This window comes from Rhodococcus kronopolitis, assembly GCF_042654025.1.
Classification (GTDB): Bacteria; Actinomycetota; Actinomycetes; order Mycobacteriales; family Mycobacteriaceae; genus Rhodococcus_G; species Rhodococcus_G kronopolitis.
Genome location: NZ_JBHSFO010000004.1, coordinates 422,502 through 445,367, shown reverse-complemented (window position 1 = coordinate 445,367; position 22,866 = coordinate 422,502). Strand labels below are relative to the sequence as shown.

General features: G+C 67.7%; 25 protein-coding genes. 16 read left to right on the top strand and 9 right to left on the bottom strand.

Annotated features, from left to right (window positions below):
• Positions 1–575 precede the first annotated feature (575 nt).
• Entirely contained in the window at positions 576–1,079 is a 504-nt protein-coding gene (locus tag ACFO6S_RS10980) for a hypothetical protein (RefSeq protein WP_378416813.1), read from the bottom strand.
• A gap of 269 nt (positions 1,080–1,348) precedes the next feature.
• Here ACFO6S_RS10980 and ACFO6S_RS10975 point away from each other — a divergent pair, with 269 nt between their 5' ends.
• Positions 1,349–1,651, top strand: a complete 303-nt coding sequence (locus ACFO6S_RS10975) for a hypothetical protein (RefSeq protein WP_378416812.1) — start codon at positions 1,349–1,351, stop codon at positions 1,649–1,651.
• A 253-nt stretch (positions 1,652–1,904) separates the two neighbouring features.
• Positions 1,905–2,333: a nuclear transport factor 2 family protein gene (locus ACFO6S_RS10970; protein WP_378416810.1), complete on the top strand. Its 429-nt coding sequence runs from the start codon at positions 1,905–1,907 to the stop codon at positions 2,331–2,333.
• A gap of 99 nt (positions 2,334–2,432) precedes the next feature.
• Here the strand turns inward: ACFO6S_RS10970 and ACFO6S_RS10965 are convergent, their stop codons facing one another.
• Together ACFO6S_RS10965 and ACFO6S_RS10960 are read right to left on the bottom strand one after the other, a co-directional pair.
• Positions 2,433–2,930 carry a TetR/AcrR family transcriptional regulator gene (locus ACFO6S_RS10965; protein ID WP_378416808.1) on the bottom strand — a complete coding sequence of 166 codons (498 nt, stop codon included), beginning with the start codon at positions 2,928–2,930 and terminating at the stop codon, positions 2,433–2,435.
• Between the two features lie 379 nt (positions 2,931–3,309).
• A complete protein-coding gene (locus tag ACFO6S_RS10960; protein WP_378416806.1) occupies positions 3,310–3,663 on the bottom strand; it encodes a glyoxalase superfamily protein in 354 nt (117 codons plus the stop codon).
• 486 nt (positions 3,664–4,149) lie between these two features.
• Between ACFO6S_RS10960 and ACFO6S_RS10955 the strand changes: the two genes are divergently transcribed.
• The 7 genes from ACFO6S_RS10955 (at position 4,150) to ACFO6S_RS10925 (ending at position 11,709) form a co-directional block, all read left to right on the top strand.
• Positions 4,150–5,616: an APC family permease gene (locus ACFO6S_RS10955; protein ID WP_378416945.1), complete on the top strand. Its 1,467-nt coding sequence runs from the start codon at positions 4,150–4,152 to the stop codon at positions 5,614–5,616.
• Positions 5,617–5,871: 255 nt separating this feature from the next.
• A complete protein-coding gene (locus ACFO6S_RS10950; RefSeq protein WP_378416804.1) occupies positions 5,872–6,567 on the top strand; it encodes a hypothetical protein in 696 nt (231 codons plus the stop codon).
• 340 nt (positions 6,568–6,907) lie between these two features.
• Positions 6,908–8,011, top strand: coding sequence for an ABC transporter substrate-binding protein (locus ACFO6S_RS10945; protein WP_378416802.1), 1,104 nt, complete (start codon positions 6,908–6,910; stop codon positions 8,009–8,011).
• Positions 8,008–8,841, top strand: a complete 834-nt coding sequence (locus ACFO6S_RS10940; protein ID WP_378416800.1) for an ABC transporter ATP-binding protein — start codon at positions 8,008–8,010, stop codon at positions 8,839–8,841. The genes ACFO6S_RS10945 and ACFO6S_RS10940 overlap by 4 nt, the downstream gene beginning before the upstream one ends.
• Entirely contained in the window at positions 8,834–9,712 is an 879-nt protein-coding gene (locus ACFO6S_RS10935) for an ABC transporter permease (protein ID WP_378416798.1), read from the top strand. The genes ACFO6S_RS10940 and ACFO6S_RS10935 overlap by 8 nt, the downstream gene beginning before the upstream one ends.
• A 14-nt stretch (positions 9,713–9,726) precedes the next feature.
• Positions 9,727–11,073 carry an LLM class flavin-dependent oxidoreductase gene (locus ACFO6S_RS10930; protein WP_378416797.1) on the top strand — a complete coding sequence of 449 codons (1,347 nt, stop codon included), beginning with the start codon at positions 9,727–9,729 and terminating at the stop codon, positions 11,071–11,073.
• A gap of 255 nt (positions 11,074–11,328) precedes the next feature.
• Complete coding sequence (locus tag ACFO6S_RS10925; protein WP_378416795.1) at positions 11,329–11,709, top strand: hypothetical protein; 381 nt, start codon at positions 11,329–11,331, stop codon at positions 11,707–11,709.
• A 23-nt stretch (positions 11,710–11,732) separates the two neighbouring features.
• Here ACFO6S_RS10925 and ACFO6S_RS10920 read toward each other — a convergent pair whose 3' ends face one another.
• Complete coding sequence (locus ACFO6S_RS10920) at positions 11,733–12,119, bottom strand: HsmA family protein (protein ID WP_378416793.1); 387 nt, start codon at positions 12,117–12,119, stop codon at positions 11,733–11,735.
• A 204-nt stretch (positions 12,120–12,323) separates the two neighbouring features.
• Between ACFO6S_RS10920 and ACFO6S_RS10915 the strand changes: the two genes are divergently transcribed.
• Entirely contained in the window at positions 12,324–12,947 is a 624-nt protein-coding gene (locus ACFO6S_RS10915; protein WP_378416791.1) for a LysE family translocator, read from the top strand.
• A gap of 14 nt (positions 12,948–12,961) precedes the next feature.
• Here ACFO6S_RS10915 and ACFO6S_RS10910 read toward each other — a convergent pair whose 3' ends face one another.
• Positions 12,962–14,332, bottom strand: coding sequence for a flavin-containing monooxygenase (locus tag ACFO6S_RS10910; RefSeq protein WP_378416789.1), 1,371 nt, complete (start codon positions 14,330–14,332; stop codon positions 12,962–12,964).
• Between the two features lie 54 nt (positions 14,333–14,386).
• Between ACFO6S_RS10910 and ACFO6S_RS10905 the strand changes: the two genes are divergently transcribed.
• Together ACFO6S_RS10905 and ACFO6S_RS10900 are read left to right on the top strand one after the other, a co-directional pair.
• The gene (locus ACFO6S_RS10905; protein ID WP_378416787.1) at positions 14,387–15,307 is read left to right on the top strand and encodes a poly(ethylene terephthalate) hydrolase family protein; all 921 of its coding nucleotides are present in this window, start codon (positions 14,387–14,389) and stop codon (positions 15,305–15,307) included.
• 118 nt (positions 15,308–15,425) lie between these two features.
• Positions 15,426–16,049 carry a class I SAM-dependent methyltransferase gene (locus ACFO6S_RS10900; RefSeq protein ID WP_378416785.1) on the top strand — a complete coding sequence of 208 codons (624 nt, stop codon included), beginning with the start codon at positions 15,426–15,428 and terminating at the stop codon, positions 16,047–16,049.
• 32 nt (positions 16,050–16,081) lie between these two features.
• Here ACFO6S_RS10900 and ACFO6S_RS10895 read toward each other — a convergent pair whose 3' ends face one another.
• Positions 16,082–17,056, bottom strand: coding sequence for a helix-turn-helix transcriptional regulator (locus tag ACFO6S_RS10895; RefSeq protein WP_378416783.1), 975 nt, complete (start codon positions 17,054–17,056; stop codon positions 16,082–16,084).
• A gap of 135 nt (positions 17,057–17,191) precedes the next feature.
• On the opposite strand from ACFO6S_RS10895, the gene ACFO6S_RS10890 reads away from it, so the two are divergent.
• Positions 17,192–17,587, top strand: a complete 396-nt coding sequence (locus tag ACFO6S_RS10890) for a RidA family protein (RefSeq protein ID WP_378416781.1) — start codon at positions 17,192–17,194, stop codon at positions 17,585–17,587.
• A gap of 59 nt (positions 17,588–17,646) precedes the next feature.
• On the opposite strand, the gene ACFO6S_RS10885 is transcribed toward ACFO6S_RS10890, so the two are convergent.
• Positions 17,647–18,132 (bottom strand): SRPBCC family protein, encoded by a 486-nt coding sequence (locus ACFO6S_RS10885; RefSeq protein ID WP_378416780.1) that lies wholly within the window; start codon positions 18,130–18,132, stop codon positions 17,647–17,649.
• A 3-nt stretch (positions 18,133–18,135) separates the two neighbouring features.
• A complete protein-coding gene (locus ACFO6S_RS10880) occupies positions 18,136–18,477 on the bottom strand; it encodes an ArsR/SmtB family transcription factor (RefSeq protein ID WP_378416778.1) in 342 nt (113 codons plus the stop codon).
• A gap of 269 nt (positions 18,478–18,746) precedes the next feature.
• Between ACFO6S_RS10880 and ACFO6S_RS10875 the strand changes: the two genes are divergently transcribed.
• Positions 18,747–20,147, top strand: a complete 1,401-nt coding sequence (locus ACFO6S_RS10875; protein WP_378416776.1) for a wax ester/triacylglycerol synthase domain-containing protein — start codon at positions 18,747–18,749, stop codon at positions 20,145–20,147.
• A 113-nt stretch (positions 20,148–20,260) separates the two neighbouring features.
• Here the strand turns inward: ACFO6S_RS10875 and ACFO6S_RS10870 are convergent, their stop codons facing one another.
• Entirely contained in the window at positions 20,261–21,166 is a 906-nt protein-coding gene (locus tag ACFO6S_RS10870; protein ID WP_378416774.1) for a hypothetical protein, read from the bottom strand.
• 258 nt (positions 21,167–21,424) lie between these two features.
• On the opposite strand from ACFO6S_RS10870, the gene ACFO6S_RS10865 reads away from it, so the two are divergent.
• Positions 21,425–21,895, top strand: a complete 471-nt coding sequence (locus tag ACFO6S_RS10865) for a hypothetical protein (RefSeq protein WP_378416773.1) — start codon at positions 21,425–21,427, stop codon at positions 21,893–21,895.
• A 112-nt stretch (positions 21,896–22,007) separates the two neighbouring features.
• On the top strand, positions 22,008–22,817 hold the full coding sequence (locus ACFO6S_RS10860; RefSeq protein ID WP_378416771.1) for a class I SAM-dependent methyltransferase: 810 nt from the start codon (positions 22,008–22,010) through the stop codon (positions 22,815–22,817).
• The last annotated feature ends 49 nt before the right edge of the window (positions 22,818–22,866 follow it).

Below are 22,866 nucleotides of genomic sequence, written 5' to 3'. Positions count from 1 at the left end.
CGCGACGATGCCAATCGTCTCGTCACTACTGTGCGCGTACTCCGCTCAACGGCTGATTCACATTTGGCCGAGTTGGGCAGGTTGTGGTCCCGGTTGCGCAGGGTCGAGGGCTGGGCAGTCGGCTGCTCGAACTCGTGGAGAACCGTCTACCCGTGTCGGTCACCGAACTGCAGTTGTTCACGGGCGAACGCAGCGTCGGCAATCTCCGGCGATTCGCCCGGTTCGGATACGAGGAAGCCCGTCGCACTCCGACTCCAGGAGGCTACGCATCGGCCCATCTCACGAAGCGGCCGCGATGAGCGCTGCCACCGACGGCTCCCCTCCGGGGTAGCCCAACGGCTCCGAAGGCGGGTACCCAAGTCGGTCGGTCGGACCTGGCTCGATGCCGCGAGTCCCCGTCGAACTCCCCGACCGCGGACACCGTGGATCCGATCCAGATTTGTGTGATCTGGAGCCCTCCTCAAGTGCGACTACCGACCGGTAGTCCTATCCAATCCGCTTGCAGCCCAACGCACTCCGTCATTGGTGAACACCCCTCCATCCACCGAGCCAACACCATCCATCCGTCCACCCGGTCAAGGCATCCGGCCCTGAACAGGCTCGACCGCGCAGAAGCGGTCCTGGCACCACGGCCCGATCCGCACCCACCCGGCGTCGAAGAGCAGCGTGTCGCTGTACGGAAGCTTCGACGCAGTTCCGCTGTCGCAGGGCAGCACCGCGGCTTCGGTTCCGTCGTCGTCACCGACCACACGGATCCGTCCCGAGGTGCTGGCACGCGCCAGAGGATCGGGGGCGTCCAACCACTGGGTCTCCCCCGCGGGGTCGATGAAAGCGGTATAGGTGCGCACGCCGGCCTCCACGTGGTCAGACCGCGATCCCAACTCCGCAACGGTGCCCGACAGCGAATCCGCCGCAGCAGCGAGCGCCGCGGCGGCCTGGTCGAGCCGGGCACCCGCACCCTCGAAGCCCTCCAAGGTCTCGGTGGCCGCGCGGAGTTGCGACACGAGCGTCGCCACCTCCAGGATCGACTCGATCGACTCTGTGACACCGAGTCGCACCACCCGGGGATCAATAGTCACTGCGTCAGCACCTCGACACTCTCCTTCTCGCGGCACACGGAGGCGCACCGGCCCGAACTTGCCACCAGTTAACAGCATCGCGAGACCTGTCCCTGGCCACTGACGGACAGGCCGGGTTGCACCGACGCGACGCGACGAATGAGCAAAGACCACCGGATACCCAACCCGCCGGATCCCGGTAACTCTCACCGGGGACAACCACAGCGGGGTGCGGTGTAATCACTGGGACGTCGCTCGGCGTCGAAACAGCACTAGCGCAGAGGACCATCTTGAAGCGTTCACTCATCGTTGCGTTGGCCGGCGCGACCATCGCCCTCGGCACCGTGGCTTCGGCATCGGCCGCGCCCGTAGACCTCGAAGGTCCGACCCTCCCTACCCCCTGGGCCGGCAGCAGTTCCGGCAGCAGCGACTTCTTCTACCCGCACGACGGCCAAGACTCCGGATCCAGCCAGCTCGAACAGAACTCCGGGTCCACCGAGCTCGCCAACACTGTGTTCGTAGCCCCGTTCGAGGTGCTGTGCGTGCTCCTCGGCGGCGAGACAATTATGGACTGCCTTCCCGGAATCGGGTGATCCCAGGATGGGTGCGAAGCCGATGACATACCGCGAGTTCTCGCCCTGCCCGCACAAAACCTGGCTCCGCGCCGAGTCACCACAATGAAGTTGGTGAACACCTCTCCCCATCCACACGGCCCGCCACTCACCCTCCACCGTTCGGATACAGTAGGCGTGCATGCCTTTTGGTAGGGGAATGCTCCGACGCCCCGTCGCTCCCGGTGTTCACACATCCGGACTCAGCGACGGGGTGTCTTCATTGGCGGCGTGTGTGGCCGCACGGGCTGACGGCCGCCGACACGCCCTGATCGAACAACTCAGCAAGGCAGAGTGGAGTTCCCTGACCAGCGAGAATGCCGACACCGTAGTCCAACTGCTGACCGCATACATCTCGCTCTGGAACGAGCGAGACCCGGCGGTCCGTCGCGCCATCGGCAGCGAGGTATTCACCCCAGACGTGTTGTATTCGGACCCCAACATCTCAGCGGAGGGCCGGCCGGCCATCGACACTTACGTCAGCGGATGGCAACTGCAGTTCACCGACACGGTCTTTCGCCTCGGTGAGGTACGCAGCCACCACAACCTCGCACACTTCTACTGGAGCTTCGGCCCGCCCAGTGAATCTCCAGTGGCTGACGGCTGGGATGTTGTGGTGCTGGAGCACGGCAGAATCAGCAGAATCTACGGCTTCTTCCGCTAGACGCTGCGACAGAAGTGCAGGTGCAGGTGCAGGTTTCCTGCAGATAGACCGGGCGCCAGCGCCCCGGGCGGGCTGACCGGCACTCGCCGAGCACACCGCTCAGCGCATCGACGGAACGAACCGGCCGATCATCCTCTCCGGATCCACGGCCTCCGACGCCCTCCGCCGCAGCAGAGCGTCCAGCACGAGCCCGTCCAACGCAGCGACCAACTCGGCGGCCTCGGCGGGCGCCATGCCGCGTTCGGTCAGCGTTGCGACAAAGCGGTCCCGGCCGAGCACCAGTTCCGCCGCGAGTTCGGCGTCATGGAAGGACGCGACGATCAGTTCGTAACGGGCCCGGGTCCGGCTCGACTCCGGCCCCAACCACCGCGCGATCTGCTGCCGCGGCGTCTCCCCTGGTCGAGGCAGGTCGCCGTCGAGCAAGTGGTGCACCAACTCCGACACCAGGCCCCGCTGGTTCGCGAAATGGTGCCGTGCGCTTCCGTGAGGCACGCCTGCCTCATCCTCGACGCCACGCACCGACCAGTTTCGGAACCCGACCCGGCCGAGCAGCTCGAGCCCGGCGTCCAGAATTGCCTCCCGCGTCGACTTCACCACGCAGAAAAGATACCGTGCTACCTTCTTCTCCACTCGGAGAAATTCTCCGAGTGGAGAACGACTCGAATCGACCGAATCCGAGAGAGGAACGCATGCTCATTCTCTTCGACATTCTGCTTCTGCTCTGCGTCGTCATGATCACATCGTTCGGCGGGTATGCCATCCTTCGCTTGGTGTCCGACGAATCGGGCCGACGGTAGCCTGGCTCGATGCGGCGATGATCCACGAGAACGTGCCGCCCATCAGCAACATTGACGCATTCAGATCTGTGTGACGAGGAGCCCTCGCCAGGCACGATTGCCGGCTTGTCCACTTGTCCAATCCGTATGCAGCCCATAACGAACCGGCAAGGGCGAACACCGCTCCACCCGGCCGTAGCTCAGTCCTTGTGCTGCACGATGTTGAGAACGTTGCCGTCCGGCGCACGGACGAAGAACCGCCGCACGCCCCACTGCTCCGTCGTCAGCGGGTACACGATCTCGTAGCCGAGTTCCTGCGCCTCCCGGTACGCACCGTCGACGTCGTCGGTGTGGACGGAAACGACCGAGTCCTCCGGGGCGCTGGCGTCGCGCGTCACGAGTTGGACGTTCACCCCCGTCTCGGGCGAGGCGTAGCGGGCCACCCATCCCATGTTGAACTCCTCGGCGCTCAGCCCGAGGTAGTCGGTGTAGAAGCTCTTCGCCGCGTCGACGTCAGCCACGCGAAGGTTGGTCGTGATGCGGGTAGCGCGCATGTGGTTCCCCTGCCTGCAGTCGGTACGAACGATGATCGCCCGAAATCCAGGTCGTGTCGACCCGCCGCTGCCCGCCCGGGTCGACAGGTACGTCTGCCGCGCAACAGTTCTGGCGACTTGTGGGTGTCCGCGGGGCCGATCTACGGGGGCTGCTCGCGGAATCGGGACAGAACTCGGGCGCAGACCCCGAACGGTCGCGGCAGCGGTCGGACTTCTCGGCTCCTGGCGGCTCACCCGGCTTCGGAATAGTCTGTACGAGGCGGCGGGGCCGCCCATCCGGAGGCCGTGATGATCTGTGACCCGATGTGCTTCTACCCGTTCGACCGTCCGTGGGCATGGCCGCTGTGGCGTGCACTGTTCCCCGCGATGTACTCGGTCGAAAGTCCGCTGACTTCTGAATCAGTACGCACCGCTTGATCCGATCCGTCATCCACCCGTGATGGCGCAGAGCCGGAAGACATGGTGGCGGAAATGGCGACAGCCGCAATGGGCGCCGAGCAGTCAGACGAGCCCTCCGTCGACGGTTCCGTCGAGCAGGGCGGCTACCACCAGGAGCTGAAACGCACGCTCGGCTCCTTCCAGGTATTCGCGATCTCGTTCGCGTTCATCTCGGTGGCGGTCGGCATCTTCGGGACGTACGACGACGTGCTGCGGGACGCCGGGCCGGTCGGGATCTGGCTGTGGGTCGTCGTCGCGGCGGGGCAGGTGCTGGTGGCCCTGGTCTACGCGCAGTTCGCCGCCCGCATTCCGCTCAGCGGCTCCACCTACCAATGGGCGTCACGGCTGGCCAACCCGAAGGTCGGCTGGGGGTTCGGCTGGCTGACGGTCTGCTACCTGACGTTCGGCGTGGTCGCCGCCGACAATGCGATGGCCAGCCAGGCGTTCATGCCGCTGTTTCACATGGCGCCGGACGAGGACACCGCGCGGCTGATCACGCTGGGGATGCTGCTCGCCCAGGCCTTGCTCGTCGTCTTCTCGACGCGCATTGTCGCGATGATCAACGCGAGCGCGGTTGGGCTCGAACTGGTGATCGTCGTCGTGCTGGCGATCGCGCTCATCGTCGCCGTGGTGCTCACGGGCAACGGCGGGGTCGACAACCTCACCTCGCGCGGTGTCACCGAGGGCGCACCCGACTACTTCGCCGTCGGCGGCGGGCTGATGGGCGCGATGATCATGGGCCTGGCCACGCTGGTCGGCTTCGACGCCGCGGCGAACCTGGCCGAGGAGGCCAAGGATCCCTTTCGGACCGTCCCACGCGCGATCGTTGGATCAGTCGTGGCGGCAGGCCTGCTGGGACTGCTGTTCCTGATCGCGCTCACGGTCGCGATCGACGACGTCACCCGGATCAGCGCCAGCGAGTCGCCGGTCGCCGCGATCATGCGCGATCAGCTCGGTCCGGTCGTCGAGAGCACGCTGCTGGTGGCGATCACGTTCGCGTTCTTCGGCGCCGGCATGGTGACGATGGCCGCGTGCTCGCGGATCGTCTTCGCGATGGCGCGCGACTCGCGCTTTCCCGCCCACCGGCTGATGCGACAGATCAGCCCGCGCACCAACACGCCGGTCCCGGCGACGATCCTGATCTGTGTCATGGGGTTCATCCTGATGCTGGCGTTGCCCGGCGGCGCGCTGCTGAAGCTGCTCGTCGCGGGGACCATCCTCACCGTGATCGTCTACGGGGCGACGGTGATTCTCTACCTGGTGGTGCGCAAGCGACTCGATCACAAGAAGGGCGCCTTCGACCTCGGGCGCCTCGAGCTGCCGATCGCGATCGGCGCGCTGGTGTGGATGGTCCTCGTGCTCGTCGTGCTGGTCTCCCCCGCGGAGGCAATCGTCCCCGTCGGCATCGTGGTCGGTCTGGTCCTCGCCGGCGGCGTGTACTTCGGGTGGATGCTGAGGTTTCACCGGGAGGTGCTCGACACCGAGCCCGGGGACCTCAGCGTCTACCAGGCTTGACCATCCGGTACCAACCCTCTGGATCCCGGTAGTTCTCACCGGGGACAACCGCAACGGGGTGCGGTGTGATCACTGTGACGGGCCTGCGCATGGTGGCGTGCATCCTCGTGGCCATCATCGGTCCGACTGACCAGGCACGGCTGTCGTACGCCCGTCGGTCTCGTCCACCCGTCCTGATCCGGCGCAATCGGCGGGATGTCCGATTGCTGCGATGTCCCGGTCCCGGATCCCCACAACTCGAAATGGAGAAAAATCTTGTCCGAGAACATGATGCGTCGCGGCGCATCGATCCTTGCCGCCGTGACGATCGTCGTCGGCGGGCTGACGATCGGTACCGGCGCTGCGGGTGCGGAGGGGAGTTCCGGGTCCGGGTCGGGAGACCTGTTGCCCGACAAGATCGGGCAACAGATGCTCCGGGAGTGCGACCCCATGGACGCCATCTTTCTCATCCCCCTCCTCATCCCGTGCTGGGACTCTACGGCGAGCGCGAGCGCCGAAGTCGGAGACTTCACGATCGCCTCCGAAAGCCCGAAGTCGGTGGCGCCCCAGGAGAGTGCCCGATTCCGCATCCATGTCTTCCGGAACAGCGAATCCGGTGGCGATGCGGCGTTGGCCGTCACGAGCGTCACCCATCAGCCCCCGAAGGGATTCAAGTTTTCCCAAGCGGCGATTTTCGACTACAACCCCGACGCGCCGCGGCCGAGCTGGACCGCGACGTCGGATCCCACAACAGGGGCCGTCACGCTGACGGCACCACCGGAGGGCTGGTCGATGGGCGATAAGTCCATCGAGTTCGACTTCTTCTACGAGGCGGGCGACGCTCAGCACGGCGCCGACGGTGATCACGGCGCCAAGTTCACCGGTACCGGGGTTCCGCCGGCAGACGACTGGCAACTGACGGGACACACGCGGGTTGAGACCGTCAAGTCGCTCAACGGCGGATCATCCTGATCCATTCGTCTGCGCGGCTTGTCACCGCCGGGATGGCCGCGACCGAGCCTGCATGGTCGGCGCGGTCATCCCGCGATTGGTGACTAGACCGAACACCGGCCCGGCGCCCGCACCAACGGTACGGTTCCCGGCGACGGCCACGGCCACGGCCACGGCCACTGCGCCAGGCAGAACAGACTTGAATACCGTTCCTTTTAGCAGGAATTGGGGAAACTTCAACTTCGCGTCCGATCGTACGGACTCGACTTAAAACCTCGGTGAACGCAACAGTTCCCGGTCGCGGCGGCCTCTGTCACCTTTGACAAACCATCCCGCCACGCCCGACCTGAGGACTCAGACCATGGCATCACCGACGCCCAAGCGACGATCAACGCAATCGCGATCCCCGCGCGCACTCGCGGCCCTCGCCGCGCTCTTGACTATCGGTTCCCTGGTCAGCGCGTGCGCAGGGTCGACCGAGACCGAGCAGACCGCGGACGGCAAGTCCGTGCTGCGCTACCAGGGCTCGGCCGGACAGGTCATCTTCCCGGAGCTCGCAGCAGACCTCGGCTACTTCCAGAACGTCGAGCTGAAGTGGGTGGGTGACACCACCAGCGGGCCGCAGGACATCCAGTCCGTGGCGACCGGACAGACCGACTTCGGCATGGCGTTCAACGGCGCGGTCGTCAAGCTTCGCTCCGCGGGTTCCCCGATCACCTCGGTGGTGAGCTCGTACGGCGCCGACCAGGGCACCTTCACCGGCTACTTCGTGCTCGACGGCGGGCCGATCACCAGCGCCCGGGACCTGATCGGCAAGAAGGTCGGCATGAATACCCTTGGCGCCCACCACGAATTCGTCGTACGCGAATGGCTGGCCCAGCAGGGGCTCACGCCCGACGAGATCAAACAGGTCGAGTTGATCGTCGTCCCCCCGATCAACACCGAGCAGGCGCTGAGGGAAGGCCAGATCGACGTCGCCGCACTCGGGGGCGTCTTCCGGGAGACCGCCGTCGGCCGCGGCGGCCTGCACCCACTCTTCACGGATTCGGCAATCTTCGGGGACTTCAGCTACGGCACCTACGTCCTGCGTGACGACTTCATCGCCAAGGACCCCGAGGCGGCGAAGGACTTCGTCCAGGGCACGGCACGGGCCGTCCGCTGGGCCCAGACCACACCGCGGGACCAGGTCGTGGCCAGGTTCAAGGAGATCATCGGCGAGCGCGGCCGCAACGAGAACGCCAGCTTGACCGACTACTGGCGCAGTCCGGGCATCCCGGTCGCGGGGGCAGTCATCGCCGACCGCGAACTGCAGACCTGGATCGACTGGCTGGTCCGAAACGGCGAACTCGAGCCGGGCGAGCTGACGGCGGCCGACCTGTTCACCAACGAATTCAACCCCTACGCGAACGGCGCCTACGACGCCGCCAGCGGTGCCGACGGACAAGCGCTGGAGGCGGCGAAATGATCACCGAACCCAAACTTCGGCTCGACCGCGTCGGCAAGCACTTCGGTGTCCGCGGGTCCGAATCCCGGTTCACCGCGATCGAGGACATCAGCATCGACGTCGCGGACGGCGAGTTCCTGGTCCTGGTGGGCCCGAGCGGCTGCGGCAAGTCCACGCTGCTGGATCTGCTCGGCGGCCTGACCACACCGTCGTCGGGGCAGATCCTGCTCGACGGTCGACCGATCGCCGGCCCCGGCCTCGACCGCGGGATCGTCTTCCAGCAGTACGCGCTGCTGCCGTGGCGGACGGCGCTGCACAACATCGAGTTCGGCTTGGAGGCAAAGGGTCTGCCGAAGCGAGAGCGGCGGGAGATCGCGGAGCACTACCTCGAACTGGTCGGGTTGCAGGGATTCGGCGACCGATACCCGCACGAGCTGTCGGGTGGAATGAAGCAGCGGGTCGCGATCGCGCGGAGCCTGGCCTTCGACCCCGAGGTGCTGCTGATGGACGAACCGTTCGCGGCGCTCGACGCACAGACCAGGGAGTCGCTGCAGGACGAGCTGCTGCGGATCTGGCGTGCCACCGGCAAGACCATTCTGTTCATCACCCACGGCATCGACGAGGCCGTGTACCTGGGGCAGCGGGTGGCGGTGCTCACCTCGCGACCGGGCCGCGTGAAGACGGTGGTCGACATCGACATCGACCGCAGGTCCGCGGACGTCCGCTCCGGCAAGCGATTCCGGGAGTTCCGCCACCACATCTGGAGCCAGCTGCAGGACGAGGTGGCACGCGCCCAGCATCAGGAGCTCGAGGTAGCGGTGACCGTGGAGAAGGAGGAAGTCCATGTCTAGCGTCGAACTGCTCGCGCCGCGGGTCGCAACGGGTCCGGTGGCAGCGTCCTCCCCTCAGGTGGTGGTGCCCCGGCGCCCGGGAGTCCTCACCCGCGGCGGCAGGGCGGTCCGGACCACGGCCTGGCGGGTGCTCAAGCCATCACTGGCGATCGGCCTGTTCCTGCTGCTGTGGGAGCTGGCCCCCCGGCTGGGCCTGGTCGACAAGGTGTTCCTGCCGCCGTTCTCCGTGGTCGCGGGCGCCTTCGGTGGCCTGGCCGCGAGCGGCGAGCTGTGGAACCACGCCTCCGCCAGCCTGAGCCGGGCACTGACCGGGTTTGCCATCGCCATCGTGATCGCCATCCCGCTGGGCGTCGCCATCGCGTGGTACCGCCCGGTGGCCGAGTTCGTCAATCCGATCCTGGAGCTGCTGCGCAACACGGCCGCGCTCGCCTTGCTGCCGGTCTTCGTCCTCGTGCTCGGCATCGGGGAGACCTCCAAGGTCGCCCTGGTGATTTATGCGAGCACCTTCCCGATCCTGCTGAACACCATCTCCGGTGTCCGGACGGTGGATCCGCTGCTGGTCAAGTCCGCCCTGTCGCTGGGCCTCACACCGATCCGGCTGTTCCAGAAGGTGATCCTGCCCGCCGCCGTCCCGACCATCTTCACTGGTGTCCGGATGGCGGCCGCGTCCTCGATCCTCGTCCTGATCGCCGCGGAGATGGTCGGCGCGAAGGCCGGTCTGGGCTATCTGATCACCGCCTCGCAGTACAACTTCCAGATACCGAAGATGTACGCCGGCATCGTCGCCATCTCGCTTCTCGGTCTCGTCTTCAACGGGATCATCGTCCTCGCCGAGCGCCGCCTGTCCCGCTGGCGCGTCAGTCCGATCTAAAGGAGATCATCGCAATGTCTCAGCAGCCAAAGCAGTTTCACCTCAACGCCTTCCTCATGGGAGTCGGCCACCACGAGGCGGCCTGGCGCCACCCGCGCACCAATGCCGACGACGTGCGGTCGGTCGAACATTTCGCCGAGCTCGGCCGGATCGCCGAACGCGGCAAGCTCGACTCGGTGTTCTTCGCCGACGGGCTCGCGGTCGGTCCCCGCGTCAAGCACAACGTGCTCGCCACCTTCGAGCCGGTCACCCTGCTCACCGCGATCGCGGGCGCGACGGATCACATCGGGTTGATCGCGACGTCCTCGACCACGTACAGCGACCCGTTCACCACGGCCCGCAAGTTCGCCTCGCTCGACCACATCAGCGGCGGCCGGGCCGGCTGGAACATCGTCACCAGCGCCGGCGAGGACGAGGCCGCCAACTTCGGCCTCGACGGGATCCCGGACCACCTCGGCAGGTATCAGCGCGCCGACGAGTTCGTCGAAGCGGCGGTCGCCCTGTGGGACAGCTGGGAGGACGATGCCGTCGTGCTGGACCAGGACACCGGGGTGTTCGCCGATCCGGACAAGGTGCACGAGATCGACCACGACGGCGAGCACTTCCGGATCCGTGGTCCGCTGAACTCGCCGCGCTCGCCGCAGGGCCGCCCGCTGCTGGTACAGGCGGGCTCGTCCGAGAGCGGGAAGGAGTTCGCGGCGCGGTACGCCGAAGCGGTGTTCACCGCGCAACGCACGCTCGCCCAGGCGCAGGAGTTCTATCGGGACCTCAAGGCCCGGGTGACCGCGCACGGGCGCCACCCGGACGAGCTGAAGGTGCTGCCGGGGATCGTCCCGTTCATCGCATCGACCGAGGCCGAGGCCAGGGCACTGGAGCGGGAGTTCACCGATCTGATCTCGCCCGACTACGCGCTCCGGCAACTGTCCGCAATCGTCGGCGTCGACCTCACCGAGTACTCGCTGGACTCGCCCCTGCCGCCGCTGCCCTCCGTGCACGAGATCCAGGGCAACAAGAGTCGCTACGAACTGGTCAAGGAACTGGCCGAGGCCGACGGGACGACCGTACGTGAGCTCATCGGGCTGCTCGGGGGCGGACGCGGACACCGCACCTTCGCCGGCACCCCGGAGCAGGTCGCGGACGAGCTCCAGCTGTGGTTCGAGCAGGGGGCCGCCGACGGCTTCAACATCATGCCGCCCTTCCTGCCCGGGGGCCTGACCGACTTCGTCGACCAGGTGGTCCCGATCCTGCAGCGACGCGGGCTGTTCCGAACCGACTACACGGCGTCGACCCTGCGTGGGCACTACGGGCTGGCGCATCCGGCCAGCCAGTTCGCCGCGTCGCTGGACCGGACCAGCGCATGAGCGAATCCTGACGGGGCCCGCCACTCGGCAGAACCAGTGGTCCGCCGGCCGGACCGGGGCTTGTCCAACAGTGGCGACGGGGCGTGTAATCGAAGTGGATGGCGGCGGGGCCTCCTGGTCTCGTCCCCATGGCGGCGCGGGAGGGTCTGGGCCACCGCGGGACCGAGGTCTCGACCAGCGCAGGGTCCGCTCGGGTCACGCCCGTCGGCATGCTGGTCACCGGGCCACCGTTTCGATCAGGACGAGGAGGCCCCGATGCCCGAGGTGATGTGGAAGCCCGAGCCGGACAAGCACGACTATCCGGCGGCCGCGGACTATCTGGCGCTGCTTGCACCGCCACAGCAGGTCAAGGCGATCGTGGCGGCGCTCGAGGCGGCACCGATCGTGCACAAGAAGGCCAAGGACCTGCTCCGCGCCTCCCGGCTTCCGCTGCTGCCCGTCGACAACCCGCACGTGAGCTCCGACCTCGCGAAGATCGCCAAGGGCAAGTTGCTCTCGCCGATCCTGGTCGTGCAGGGCGACCTGTCGACCGACGTGGCACTCCAGGTCGCCGACGGCTACCACCGCGTGTGCGCGACCTATCACACCGACGAGAACACCGACATCCCAGTCAAACTCGCGCCCGCCACCGGGTAGCGCACTGTTGTGGCGGCGGAGGCCTAGCCGGTCATGGCGCCGACGGCCCCCGTGAAGTAGGGCACCAGCCAGATGGTCCACACGACCAGGCTGAACTGGTGGAACTTCGCCTTCTCGGAGGGTCGGTCCCGGAGCAGGACGATGACGGCCCACACCAGGTGAATGGCCATGAGCACGATCGCCAGGGCTCCGGTGACGATCATGATCGTGTCGAAGGTCGAGGTTCCGGCGTCCGACGACTCGTCGGAGATCTTGCTCATCAGGAAGGTACCGGTGGCGTCGCAGGCCAGGCCGAGCGCGAAGGCGCCGGCATGCCACCACTTCAGGGTCTTCTGGATGCGCTCCGACCACACGCCGATGGAGTAGAAGACCAGGGCAAGGGTGATGACGATGATCGCGGCGGCCAGCATGTCCCGAGACTAGCCGGGGCGTGCTGCCGATCAGCGATGCCTCGCCGCCGTCCACCGCAGTCGGCTCAGTGCAGGACAAACTTCCGACGTGCCGAGCGCCAAGCGGCCGAACGTGCGGTCCACCCGCCCCCAAGTGGATATTGGTGCCGGAACCCACCCGGGGTTGACTCGACAAGTACGCACGACGAGTCAGGGGAACCGACGATGGTGACGACGGCCGCAATGGCAGGGGTGGCACTCGTGGCCTTGACGATGGTCCTGACCCCGGGACCCAACATGATCTATCTCGCCTCACGCAGCATCAGCCAGGGCCGGCGAGCGGGAATGACATCGCTCGGCGGGGTGGCCGTCGGCTTCCTCGCCTACCTGACCGCCACGTCACTCGGACTCACCGCCGTTTTCTTCGCTGTCCCAGCACTTTTCGTCGTGATCAAGGTAGCCGGTGCGGCCTACCTCTGCTATCTCGCGTGGAGCATGATCCGACCGGGCGGACGGTCCGCGTTCGAGATTTCGGAACTGGAGCGCCACAGCAGTTTCCGGCTCTTCGGAATGGGGCTTGTCACCAACATCCTCAATCCCAAGATCGCCCTCATGTACGTGGCGCTCATTCCGCAGTTCGTCGATCCGTCACGCGGTCCCGTCTGGCAGCAGTCCCTCCTCCTGGGAGCCGTTCAGATCCTGGTCGCCGTGGCCGTCAACGCCGTGATCGTCCTGGCGTCCTCGTCCATCTCGGCGTTCCTCACCCGGCGGCCGGTCTGGTTGAGCATCCAGAAGTGGCTCGCCAGCGGGCTGCTGGGAGTGTTCGCGGTGCGGATGGCGCTGGACTGAGGGTGGGCCGCCGGTCAACGCGCCGCGCGGGCGCGGCGCGCCCCGCGACGGCGCTCCCGCCCGAGACTCCAGAGGTAGTGCTCGAAGTCGACCTCCATGGTGTGCCGCGGCGAGTTGTAGAACCGCCGCTTGGCGCGATCGTGGTCGGCCGTCATCTGCGACCGGATCTCGGCGTCGGGCGGCGGCAGGTACCGGCCGGCGAGGGTCTCCGCGATCCACGCGCACTGCGCCTCGGCGAGCGGCATCACCGCGCCGAGCGGCTGCAGGAGCCCGACGAAGTACAGACCCGGAAGGTCCGGGTGCACAGTTCGTTTCCACAGCGGAAGGTCGTTCTCGGGGGCGGTGACGAGTTCCGGGTCGAAGAACGGAAAGCTCACCCGGTAGCCGGTTGCCCACACGACCAGGTCTGCCCGGGACCGGGTACCGTCCGCGAAAATGACTGTGTCGCCGTCAAACCGGTCGATCTGTGGGCGCGGACTGATCGCACCGGCCCGCAGTCGCGCGCGGATCTGCTCGGACTGCACCGGGTGCGCCTGACCCGGCCGATGCGCCGGCCGCGGGAGCCCGTAGCGGGTCAGGTCACCTGCAGTGAGTGCGGTGACGCGGAGCCCGGCAGAGATGACCCAGCCCGGCATCCAGCCCGGCATCACGAACCGGTCGGCGGGCTTGCCGAACAACATCTTGCGCATCACCCAGTGACTGCGCCGCACCGCCAGGGTGGTGCTGCGCGCGACCTTGGACGCCTCGACCGCGATGTCGAGACCCGAGTTCCCCATACCCACGACCACCACGTCGCGGCCGGCGAGCTGGTCGGCGGCGCGGTAGTCATGGGAGTGGATCTGCTCGCCGGTGAAGCTCCCCGGAGTGGGGTCCGGCCAGCGGGGGTCCCAGTGGTGCCCGTTCGCGACCAACACCGCGTCGTAGCTCGCCACGCGCTCGCCGGCGGGTCCGGTCGTCCGGACCGACCACGTTCCGTCCGCGGCCCGCTCGACCTGCTCGACGGTGGTGCCGAAGGTGATGGTGTCCCGGAACCCGAAGTGCTCCACGTAGGACTCGAAGTAGGCCCCCACCTGGTCGTGCCGCAGGTAGGGCGGGTAGTCGGCGGGCATCGGGAAGTCCGAGAACGCCATCCGCGGTCCGGACGTGTTGATCTCCAACGTCTCGTAGCAGGCGGACACCCCGTTCGGGTTGTCGTAGACCCAGTTGCCGCCGATCACGCTGCCCTGCTCGAAACAGTCGAACGGGATGCCTGCGACGTGCAGTGCCTTGGCCGCAGCGATGCCCGACGACCCCGCACCGATCACGCATACCCGAGGCAGGTGCTCGACGGTCGGAACCGGGCCGGGGGCCGGGGCACTCCGCCGGGGTCTGACAACATTGAGCATGGCAGCCATGTTCGCACGAGATCTCGCCACCGACGCTGGGTAGGATCCGCATTCGTGACGTTACGGCGACCTCTGCTGCCCACCACCCGACCCACCCGGACACTGTTCGTCGCGGCGATCATCGCGATGTCGACGGCGTCCGGATTCTCCGCACCGGCCCTGGCCTCGGCTCCCGCGGTGGGTCCCACGCCGCCGGCAGCTCTTGCTGTTCCGAAGCAGCAGTCCGTCAGCGAACGCTACGCGGCAACCGGTATCCACGCCGTCACCTCGCTTGCGGTGCCCGGGTACCAGGTGTTCCACCCCGCCGACATCGCCACCAGCCCCGACCGGCACCCGGTGGTCACCTTCGGCAACGGCAGCTACGCGACGTACGAGCAGTACGAGCAGTTGCTCCGCCACCTGGCCTCCTGGGGTTTCGTCGTGGTGGTCGCCGACAGCAGCGTCACCGGCGACGGGACCGAGATCCTGGCGGCGGCGCGCTACATCCTGGCCCAGAACGACAACCCGGAGAGCGTCTTTCACGCCTCCATCGACGTCGCGCACGTCGCGGCCGTCGGACATTCGCAGGGTGCCGGGGGGTCGATCAATGCCAGCACCGCCTCCAACGGGCTCATCACCTCCACCGCCGTACTCGACCTGCCCGATCCGTGGTGGGCCACCCGGCCAGTCGACCAGATCGACGTGGCCCGGCTGACCGGTCCGGTGTTCTACCTGACCGGGTCCGACGATCCGGTCTCGACGGCGATACCGCAGGCCGCCTATCACGCCGTGAGCCCGGTGCCCGCGGCACGCGGCCGCCTGCTGGGGGTGGGACACAACTGGCCCACCGACGGGGGCGGGTTCCGCGGATACCTCACCGCGTGGCTGCGGTTCACCCTCACCGGCGACGCCGACGCCGCGCGCGCCTTCGTCGGTCCGGCACCGGAACTGTTGACCGATCCACGGTGGGACGGGACTGCGGTCAAGGGCTGGTAGTCGACGATCCGGGGGTGCGACGCGGCGAAACCCAATCCGCGCAACGCAAGCCGACGGTGCAGCGCCCTGTGCGACCTACAATGCTGGGACGGACAGGCACGGCGACGGGGAGACTGCCATGGGGTTCTACGACGATCGGATCGTGCCGCGACTGGTGAACGCCTCCTGCGGGATGTCGTTGACCGAGCCGACGCGGCGGCGGGTGTGTGCCGGACTGCACGGTCGGGTGATCGAAATCGGGTTCGGGTCCGGTCTCAACGTCCCGTTCTACCCGGCCGCCGTCGACTCCGTCAGCGCCGTCGAGCCCGCGGACCTGGCGTGGAAACTGGCCGGCGAACGACTCGCGGCCTCCCCCGTCCCCGTCGAACGATCCGGACTGGACGGCCAATCACTCCCCCTCCCCGACAACACCTTCGACACCGCGCTGTCGACCTGGACCATGTGCACGATCCCCGATGTGGATGCCGCCCTGCGCGAGGTGCGGCGGGTCCTGAAGCCGGGCGGCACCCTGCACTTCGTCGAACACGGTCGCGCCCCGCACGAGAAGGTCCGACGCTGGCAGCACCGCGTCGAGCCGATTCAGAAGGCCCTCGCGGGCGGCTGCCACCTCACCCGTGACATCCCCGCTCTCGTGCGCGCAGCGGGGTTCGAAATCCGCGATCTCGACACGTTCTACGAGGAAGGCGCCCCGAAGATCATGGGCGCGCTGTCGCTCGGGTTCACCGAGCCCCTCGCCCGCTGACGTTCCGCGCGCCTGGCAGAAGGCGACAACCCTCAGGATGGTTCGTCGTAGCGGGCGGCGATCGCGGTGACTCGGTTGCACAGGGCAGTGCGCAATGACCGCGGGGCCAGCGCTTCCGCGTCCATGGCGAGCTGCCACAGCGCCCATTCGGCGTGTCGTGAATCCTGGAAGGTCACCTCGAGTCGCAGCCAGCCGTCTGCGTCGAGCTCCTCGGCGAGGACCGCAAGCGCGGTGCTCACCAGGTCCTCCCGCCTCGTCGGGTTCACCCGTACCAGCACGGCGATCTGGTTGCCGCCGGCCCGAAACTGTGTGCTGCGTTCCTGCCAGGCCCGGTCCAGATCGACCCGGCCCGGCCGCTGTGCCGGTTCCGGGAGTTCCTGTGCGGCCAACACCCGCGACAGCCGGTAGGTGCGATCCGCGCCAGATCTCGTGGCCAGCAGGTAGCCCCGGTCACGCACGACGACGAGGCCGATCGGGTCAACCGTGCGCCACTTCGGGGCCTGATCGAGCGCCGCGTAGTGGATGCGCAGCTTGTTTCCGCCGAACAAGGCTCGCCGGACCTCGGCCAACATGCTGACGGGAACCTCCTCAGCGACCAGCCGACGCGACAGCAGGTCGGTCTCCGGATCGATGAGCAATCGCTCGGCCACGTCAGCCGCGGTGTCCCGATAGCTCTCGGGCAGCGCGTCGACCACCTTGAGCATCGCCGAGGCAAGCGCCGAGCCGAGGCCGAATGCCTCTGCGCCGCGCCGCGATCCGGCGACCAGCAGGGCGAGCGCCTCGTCGTGGTTCAACCCGGTGAGCTCGGTCCGAAACCCAGGTAGCAAGGCAAAGCCACCGTGCCGGCCGCGTTCGACGAAGACCGGAACACCGGCCGCGGACAGCGCCTCGATGTCGCGCAGCACGGTGCGGGTGGACACCTCCAGCTCGCCGGCCAGTTCGGCCGCAGTCAGTCGGCCGCGCTGGCGCAGCAGCAGCACCAGCGACACCAACCGGTCGGCACGCATCCGAAAACTCTACTGAATACACGACACAAGGTGTCGTGATTCATTGGGAGGCTTGCCACCACGGCGTCCCGGACAGCGGCCACCGGGCCGATGGACGTACGTACTTCGACGAAGCGAATGGAGCCTGATGTGTCAGTGGAACGAACGGCAGTCAACCCGGTGACGTGGTCGGCGGAGATGGGATTCAACCAGGGTGAGCTCGTCTCCGGGCACACCCGGACCCTGTACTGCTCCGGGCAGACCGCAATGAGCGCCGACGGCAAGCCCCAGCACGACGGTGACATGGAGAAACAGTTGGCACTGAGCCTCGCAAACCTGGAGGCCGTGCTCGGCGAGGCCGGCATGTCCCTCGCGAACCTCGTCCGGCTCAACGTCTACACCACCGACGTCGACCTGCTCTTCCAGCACTACGGCGTGCTGGCGTCGCGGCTGGGCGCTTCCGGGGTGGCGCCGGCCACCACGATGCTCGGGGTCACCCGGCTGGCGATCCCCGGCCAGATTGTCGAGCTCGAGGGAACTGCCGTCGCGTGATGCCTGCGCGCGGCCGAACCGCCCCCAGCACCTGGGGACGGTTCGGCCGCGGCGCGCGCTCAGGCGGCGATGAGGTCGTCGATCTGGTTGATCGACGCCGAGGCCCCTTCGACCACGCCCATGTCCAGCACCTGCTGCAAGGCCTCGGCGGACTCGTAGGTGCTCACGTAGGTCGCGCGGGTGCCGCCGTCGTGCTCGGCGAAGGTGAAGACGTTCTTCGAGACCGGCATCGCGGGGTTCGGATTGAAGTCCTCATCGGCGAAGCCGTCGTCGAACGAGAAGCCCCTCGGCTCGTCGACCGTCGTGACCTGCCAGTAGCCGGCAAACTTGTCGCCGTCCGGTCCGGTCATGAAGTACGTGACGCGGCCTCCCACCGTGAGCGCGTGGTCGATCACGGTCGCCGGGTACGTCGGCGGGCCCCACACCTTCTCCAGCTGGCGCGGGTCGGCGTAGACCTGCCAGATGCGCTCCACCGGCGCGTCGAAGTCAGCGGTGATGGTCAGGGTCCGGTTGTCGAGGTCCTGCTGGACATCGGTCACAGGCATGGTTCAGCCCTCCTTGGGTGAGTCGAGCGCAATGAGTTCATCGATACGTGCGATACGGCCGCGCCACACCTGCTCGAGCTCGGTGAGCATGGCGGCCACCGACCGCAACGCCGTCACGTCGCCGCTGGCGAGATGCTCTCGACCGCTGCGTCGCTTGGTGATCAGGCCGGCCTTCTCCAGCACGGCGACGTGCTTCTGCACCGCAGCGAAGCTCATCTCGTACTTCGCGGCGAGCGCGGAAACCGAGTGCTCCCCGGCCAGCACCCGGCGCATGATGTCGCGCCGCGTCCGGTCGGCAAGCGCACGGAACAGGGCGTCCGCGCGGTCCTCGTCGTCTCCGTTCACCCCCCAAACATACAACTAAATGGTTGTAGGTTGTCAACCCCGGACCGGCCGCGATGCGGGTCCCACTCACGAGAAACCGGTGGTCGTCAAAGCGGGTCGGCATTATCCCATACCGCCCGACCCATGTCCTCCGTTCAACCTAATTCGCGAAAACCCTCGGCCAGCCGCGCCCGATCTGACGGTTCTGTCTGGTGTGCTGCAGGCATGCCCGACACCGCCGGCGACGCCGCCGACCTACAGCAGAACCCGACCAACCGCGAGGACGCCCAGTGACCGCCGAACCCGCCGAACCGCGTGACGCGGTGTTCGCCTACGTCGACAGTCCCGGGGCCGGGCAGGCCATGCTCACCGCGTACGCCTTCCCCGGCACCGCGACCACCGCGGAGATCACAGCGTGGATCACGGCGCGCGCCGCGCGGATCCCCGAACTGCGGCAGCGGATGGTCCGCGTCCCCGCCGACCTCGACCACCCGTACTGGGTCGACGATCCGCGCTTCGCACCTGCCCGGCACATCACCTTCCACCAGCCCGGGGACTGGGCGGGGCTGTGCGCCCTCCAGGCCCGCCTGCAGGGCGAACCGTTCGACTGGGGTCGCCCACTGTGGGAGCTGCACGTCTCCACCGGCGTGCACGGCGTCGGCGGGATCGAGGGCCCGGCAACGGTCGCCGGCCTCAAGATCCACCACGCGGTGGCCGACGGGATGCTCAGCACGCTCATCGCCCGCCGGCTGTTCACCGACGAGCTCCCCGCGGCACTGCCTTCGACCAACGACCGCGAGCCGTCACGCACGGCGCTGTTCGGGCGCGCGGTCGCCGCGATCCCGCGGAACCTGGCGCGGCTCGCCGCTGCGCCGGTCGCGATCCGCACGGTCCGCCGCGAGCTGAAAGCCGAACAGGCGCAGGGCATGTGGACCGCTCCCGCCGCGCGGCGCCCCCGGACGATCCTCAACGAGCCACTCGGGAGGGACCGGGTCTGCGACAGCGTATTCTACAGATTCCCGGAGCTGCGGGCGCTGAAGGACCGGATCGGCGGCGTCTCGGTCAACGACCTCATGTTGACGGTGGTCGGCAGCGCGCTGCATTCCTACCTTGCCGAGCACGGCGGCGTCCCGGACGGGTCGCTCGCCGCCGGCGTCCCGATCTCGACGCGCGGCGCCGCAGCGGCGAATGCCCGCAACCAGTTCTCCCTCGCGTACGTCGACCTGCACACCGACATCGCGGACCCGATCGCGCGGACCCATGCCATCCACGCGTCGATGCGCGCGGATCAGGCCCGGAAGCTGTCCCCGGCGACGATGAAGTTCGACATGCTGGTGAACTCGATCCCCGGCTTCGTGGTGCGCCAGGGCCTCCGGGTGCTCCGTGCGTTACCCGTCAAGCGCGCGCCCACGGTCGGCGGGGCGAACACCCTGATCACGAACGTTCGGAGGGGTCCTGCCGACATGACGTTGTGCGGGTTGACCGTTGCCGCGACATTCGGCGTCACCCCCCTCATCGGCGAAGGCGGGATCGCGCACTCGATCGGCTCGATCGGCGACTCCGTCGCCATCAGCTTCACCGCGGACCCTGCGCAGCTGCGCGACGCCGCCCGGTACACCGAACTACTCCGCTCGTCCTTCGCCGCAATCGAGGCGGACATATACGCGTCCACGCGAACCGAGGGCAGCTGAGTCGACCGCCGTTCGCGACGTCTCCGGAGCCGTTCGTGGCGACACCGCTGAGCGGGTGGCCCGGCGCTCCGCTGGTAGGTCGAGCCGCCTCCTCGCCGTACTCGTGATTCGAGTCACCGGAAATAGGACGCGTAGTCGCCGAAGGGAACCTGGCCGGTGGGGCTCGCCTTCACGGCGTCGGCCACCGCCGCAGGGATGGGGGCCCAGTGGGCTGGCATCGCGGCCGCCAGGGCGGGCTTCAACATGTAGAGCAAGGCGAAGTTCACGATCCAGAGCGGCGGCGCCATCGACATCCCCACCTCCGAACTCACTCCCCCCTTGGCATTGGTCACCAGTTGAGCCGTGCCCGAAATCTCTTGCGATGCAAAGCCGTAGAGCGCCTGCACCGTGTATGCGGACCGATAGAGCGCCGCCAGGGTTCTGGTCGCACCGTTGTCCCTCATCCAAGTCCCCATGTACCCGCCGGGAGCAATCACCGAGTTCACCTGCCGTGTCGGCGCATTCGCGTTGGCCGGACTTCCCAGCAGTCCGCTGGTGTTCACGTAGAGCCCGTAGCTGGCCAGCACCGACGGCACGAGGTGACCGTCCACGTCGGACACCAGGGGACGGCCGGTGGTGTTGGTGAGGATCAGGACGCTTGCATCGATCATCTCGGCGGCGTCGCGACTGCCGCCGACTCCGCCGCCGCTGACGAGGTCGCGATACTGCTGTTCGGACAGTGCGTCCGACCTGCCGAGCCCGATCCGGCCGGCGATCTCGTCCGCCGCCTGCTGGCCGAGCGGCTGGTTGAGCTGATCCGGGCCGGTCAGCTGCGTCGGTGCCAGGTGCTCGTAGCCGGGCGCCCCGACGAACGGGACACCGAACCCGGTGTCGCCGGTCGCTGCCGCCGGTTCACCACTGGCCGCCTGGGGAGCAGCCAGGGCAAGAAGACACGCTCCGACCAGCGCGAGGACCGAGAGGGACCGGCGGTGGGGTAACGCTCCGCGATGCTCCGGACCCGCCAAACCTGTGCCGTGCATAGGTCAACCTCCCAGAACACCGTCGGGCGATTCAACACAAGCGTGCGCCTCAATGAAGCGCCGCGGCCGACGCCATGTCAATACCCCGGGTACGAGGAACGGTTCATTCGTGCAGTCCCACGAGTCGTGGCGTCGGCGCCGCCCACACGCGGAGGTGCTGACCCCTGGACGCCCGTCACCAGGCATGCTGTGCTGGAGAGGTCATCTCCCCGGCCTTGAAGGACCGGGACGGATCACCCGAGAGCCAAGGAATGCGTCATGACCACGATCCATCTCCACCGGACGACCACCGCGACGCCGGAGCAGGTCCTTGCCGGTCTCACCGACTTCGGTCCAGGTCGCGAAGAAATCTTCGGCAACAGCGCGGACAGCTACCTCAAGGTGCACCACGAAGGCCCCCACGACGCGGATGTCACGGAGGGTTCGAACGGCATCTGGGAGAGCCTGCACTACGACTGGACCGACCCGCACCGCGTCGTGATGACGACCACCGACTCCAACCTGTGGGGCGGCGCCTCGGGCCACACCTACACCCTCACCGAGCAGCCAAATGGCGAGACCGAGGTGGATGCTGTCGTGGTCCGCGACGGCAAGAACCTCAGGGGACACCTTCTCGCGGGCGTGCTCGGACTCTTCGGCACCCGTGTCCTGGGGAAGCAGTTCGAGAAGTCCGTCGCGGCCATCGAGGCCCGCTCAGGTGGAGACGACCCACATCCACACCACGAGTGAGTCGGCACCCGCCCAGGACCGATGCGGTCCGGAGCGAACCGCGAGATGAATGCGACTTCTCTCATTATGGGATTGCTATCCCATTGAATGAACATTTGCGTACGCTCGAACCATGAGCGACAGGCAAACCGTCTACACCCACGGTCACGACGAGTCGGTCCTGCGCAACCACCGTTGGCGCACGGCCGCGAACTCCGCCGCATACCTGCTGCCGGAACTGCGGCCGGACATGACCCTCCTCGACGTCGGGTGCGGCCCCGGGACGATCACCGCGGACCTCGCCGGGCTGGTTGCCCGGGTCACCGCCGTCGAAATGACCGACGGTGCACTCGAACTCGCCCGGACCGAGTTCTCGCGGCGCGGGATCACCAACGCGGAGACGGTCGTATCCGACGTCCACGCGCTCGACTTCCCCGACGACACCTTCGACGTGGTTCACGCCCATCAGGTCCTGCAGCACGTCGGCGACCCGGTGCAGGCGCTGCGCGAGATGGCCCGCGTCTGCCGGCCGGGCGGCATCGTCGCGGCCCGGGACGCCGACTACGGCACCTTCACCTGGTATCCCGAGAATCCCGAACTCGACGAGTGGCTGTCGCTGTACCAGGACATCGCCCGTGCGAACGGCGGCGAGCCCGACGCCGGCAGGCGCCTGCGTTCCTGGGCGCACGCGGCCGGGCTCGACGACGTGGCGACGACGGCGAGCACGTGGTGCTTCTCGTCCGACGACGACAGGCGGTGGTGGGGCGGGTCGTGGGCCGACCGGGTGCTGCACTCGAACTTCGCCGTCCGGGCCGTCGAACTGGGGCTCGCCGGACCGGACGACCTCGCGCGCCTCTCGGCGGGGTGGCGAACCTGGGCCGCCGACGAGGACGGGTGGTTCGCCCTGCTGCACAGCGAGATCCTCTGCCGTGTAGGCACGTAGCGGCCGGGCGCCCCCCGGCGCCGTGGTCAGGCCAACCCGCGCTCGCCCG

What these genes read in the sequence shown, in the direction of transcription:
- ACFO6S_RS10895 (WP_378416783.1), bottom strand. Translation starts at nt 17,056, where the DNA reads ATGCGTGCCGACCGGTTGGTGTCGCTGGTGCTGCTGCTGCGCCAGCGC.
- ACFO6S_RS10925 (WP_378416795.1), top strand. Translation starts at nt 11,329, where the DNA reads ATGCCCGAGGTGATGTGGAAGCCCGAGCCGGACAAGCACGACTATCCG.
- ACFO6S_RS10910 (WP_378416789.1), bottom strand. Translation starts at nt 14,332, where the DNA reads ATGCTCAATGTTGTCAGACCCCGGCGGAGTGCCCCGGCCCCCGGCCCG.
- ACFO6S_RS10885 (WP_378416780.1), bottom strand. Translation starts at nt 18,132, where the DNA reads ATGCCTGTGACCGATGTCCAGCAGGACCTCGACAACCGGACCCTGACC.
- ACFO6S_RS10960 (WP_378416806.1), bottom strand. Translation starts at nt 3,663, where the DNA reads ATGCGCGCTACCCGCATCACGACCAACCTTCGCGTGGCTGACGTCGAC.
- ACFO6S_RS10940 (WP_378416800.1), top strand. Translation starts at nt 8,008, where the DNA reads ATGATCACCGAACCCAAACTTCGGCTCGACCGCGTCGGCAAGCACTTC.
- ACFO6S_RS10915 (WP_378416791.1), top strand. Translation starts at nt 12,324, where the DNA reads ATGGTGACGACGGCCGCAATGGCAGGGGTGGCACTCGTGGCCTTGACG.
- ACFO6S_RS10945 (WP_378416802.1), top strand. Translation starts at nt 6,908, where the DNA reads ATGGCATCACCGACGCCCAAGCGACGATCAACGCAATCGCGATCCCCG.
- ACFO6S_RS10920 (WP_378416793.1), bottom strand. Translation starts at nt 12,119, where the DNA reads ATGCTGGCCGCCGCGATCATCGTCATCACCCTTGCCCTGGTCTTCTAC.
- ACFO6S_RS10900 (WP_378416785.1), top strand. Translation starts at nt 15,426, where the DNA reads ATGGGGTTCTACGACGATCGGATCGTGCCGCGACTGGTGAACGCCTCC.
- ACFO6S_RS10935 (WP_378416798.1), top strand. Translation starts at nt 8,834, where the DNA reads ATGTCTAGCGTCGAACTGCTCGCGCCGCGGGTCGCAACGGGTCCGGTG.
- ACFO6S_RS10930 (WP_378416797.1), top strand. Translation starts at nt 9,727, where the DNA reads ATGTCTCAGCAGCCAAAGCAGTTTCACCTCAACGCCTTCCTCATGGGA.
- ACFO6S_RS10955 (WP_378416945.1), top strand. Translation starts at nt 4,150, where the DNA reads ATGGGCGCCGAGCAGTCAGACGAGCCCTCCGTCGACGGTTCCGTCGAG.
- ACFO6S_RS10860 (WP_378416771.1), top strand. Translation starts at nt 22,008, where the DNA reads ATGAGCGACAGGCAAACCGTCTACACCCACGGTCACGACGAGTCGGTC.
- ACFO6S_RS10870 (WP_378416774.1), bottom strand. Translation starts at nt 21,166, where the DNA reads ATGCACGGCACAGGTTTGGCGGGTCCGGAGCATCGCGGAGCGTTACCC.
- ACFO6S_RS10865 (WP_378416773.1), top strand. Translation starts at nt 21,425, where the DNA reads ATGACCACGATCCATCTCCACCGGACGACCACCGCGACGCCGGAGCAG.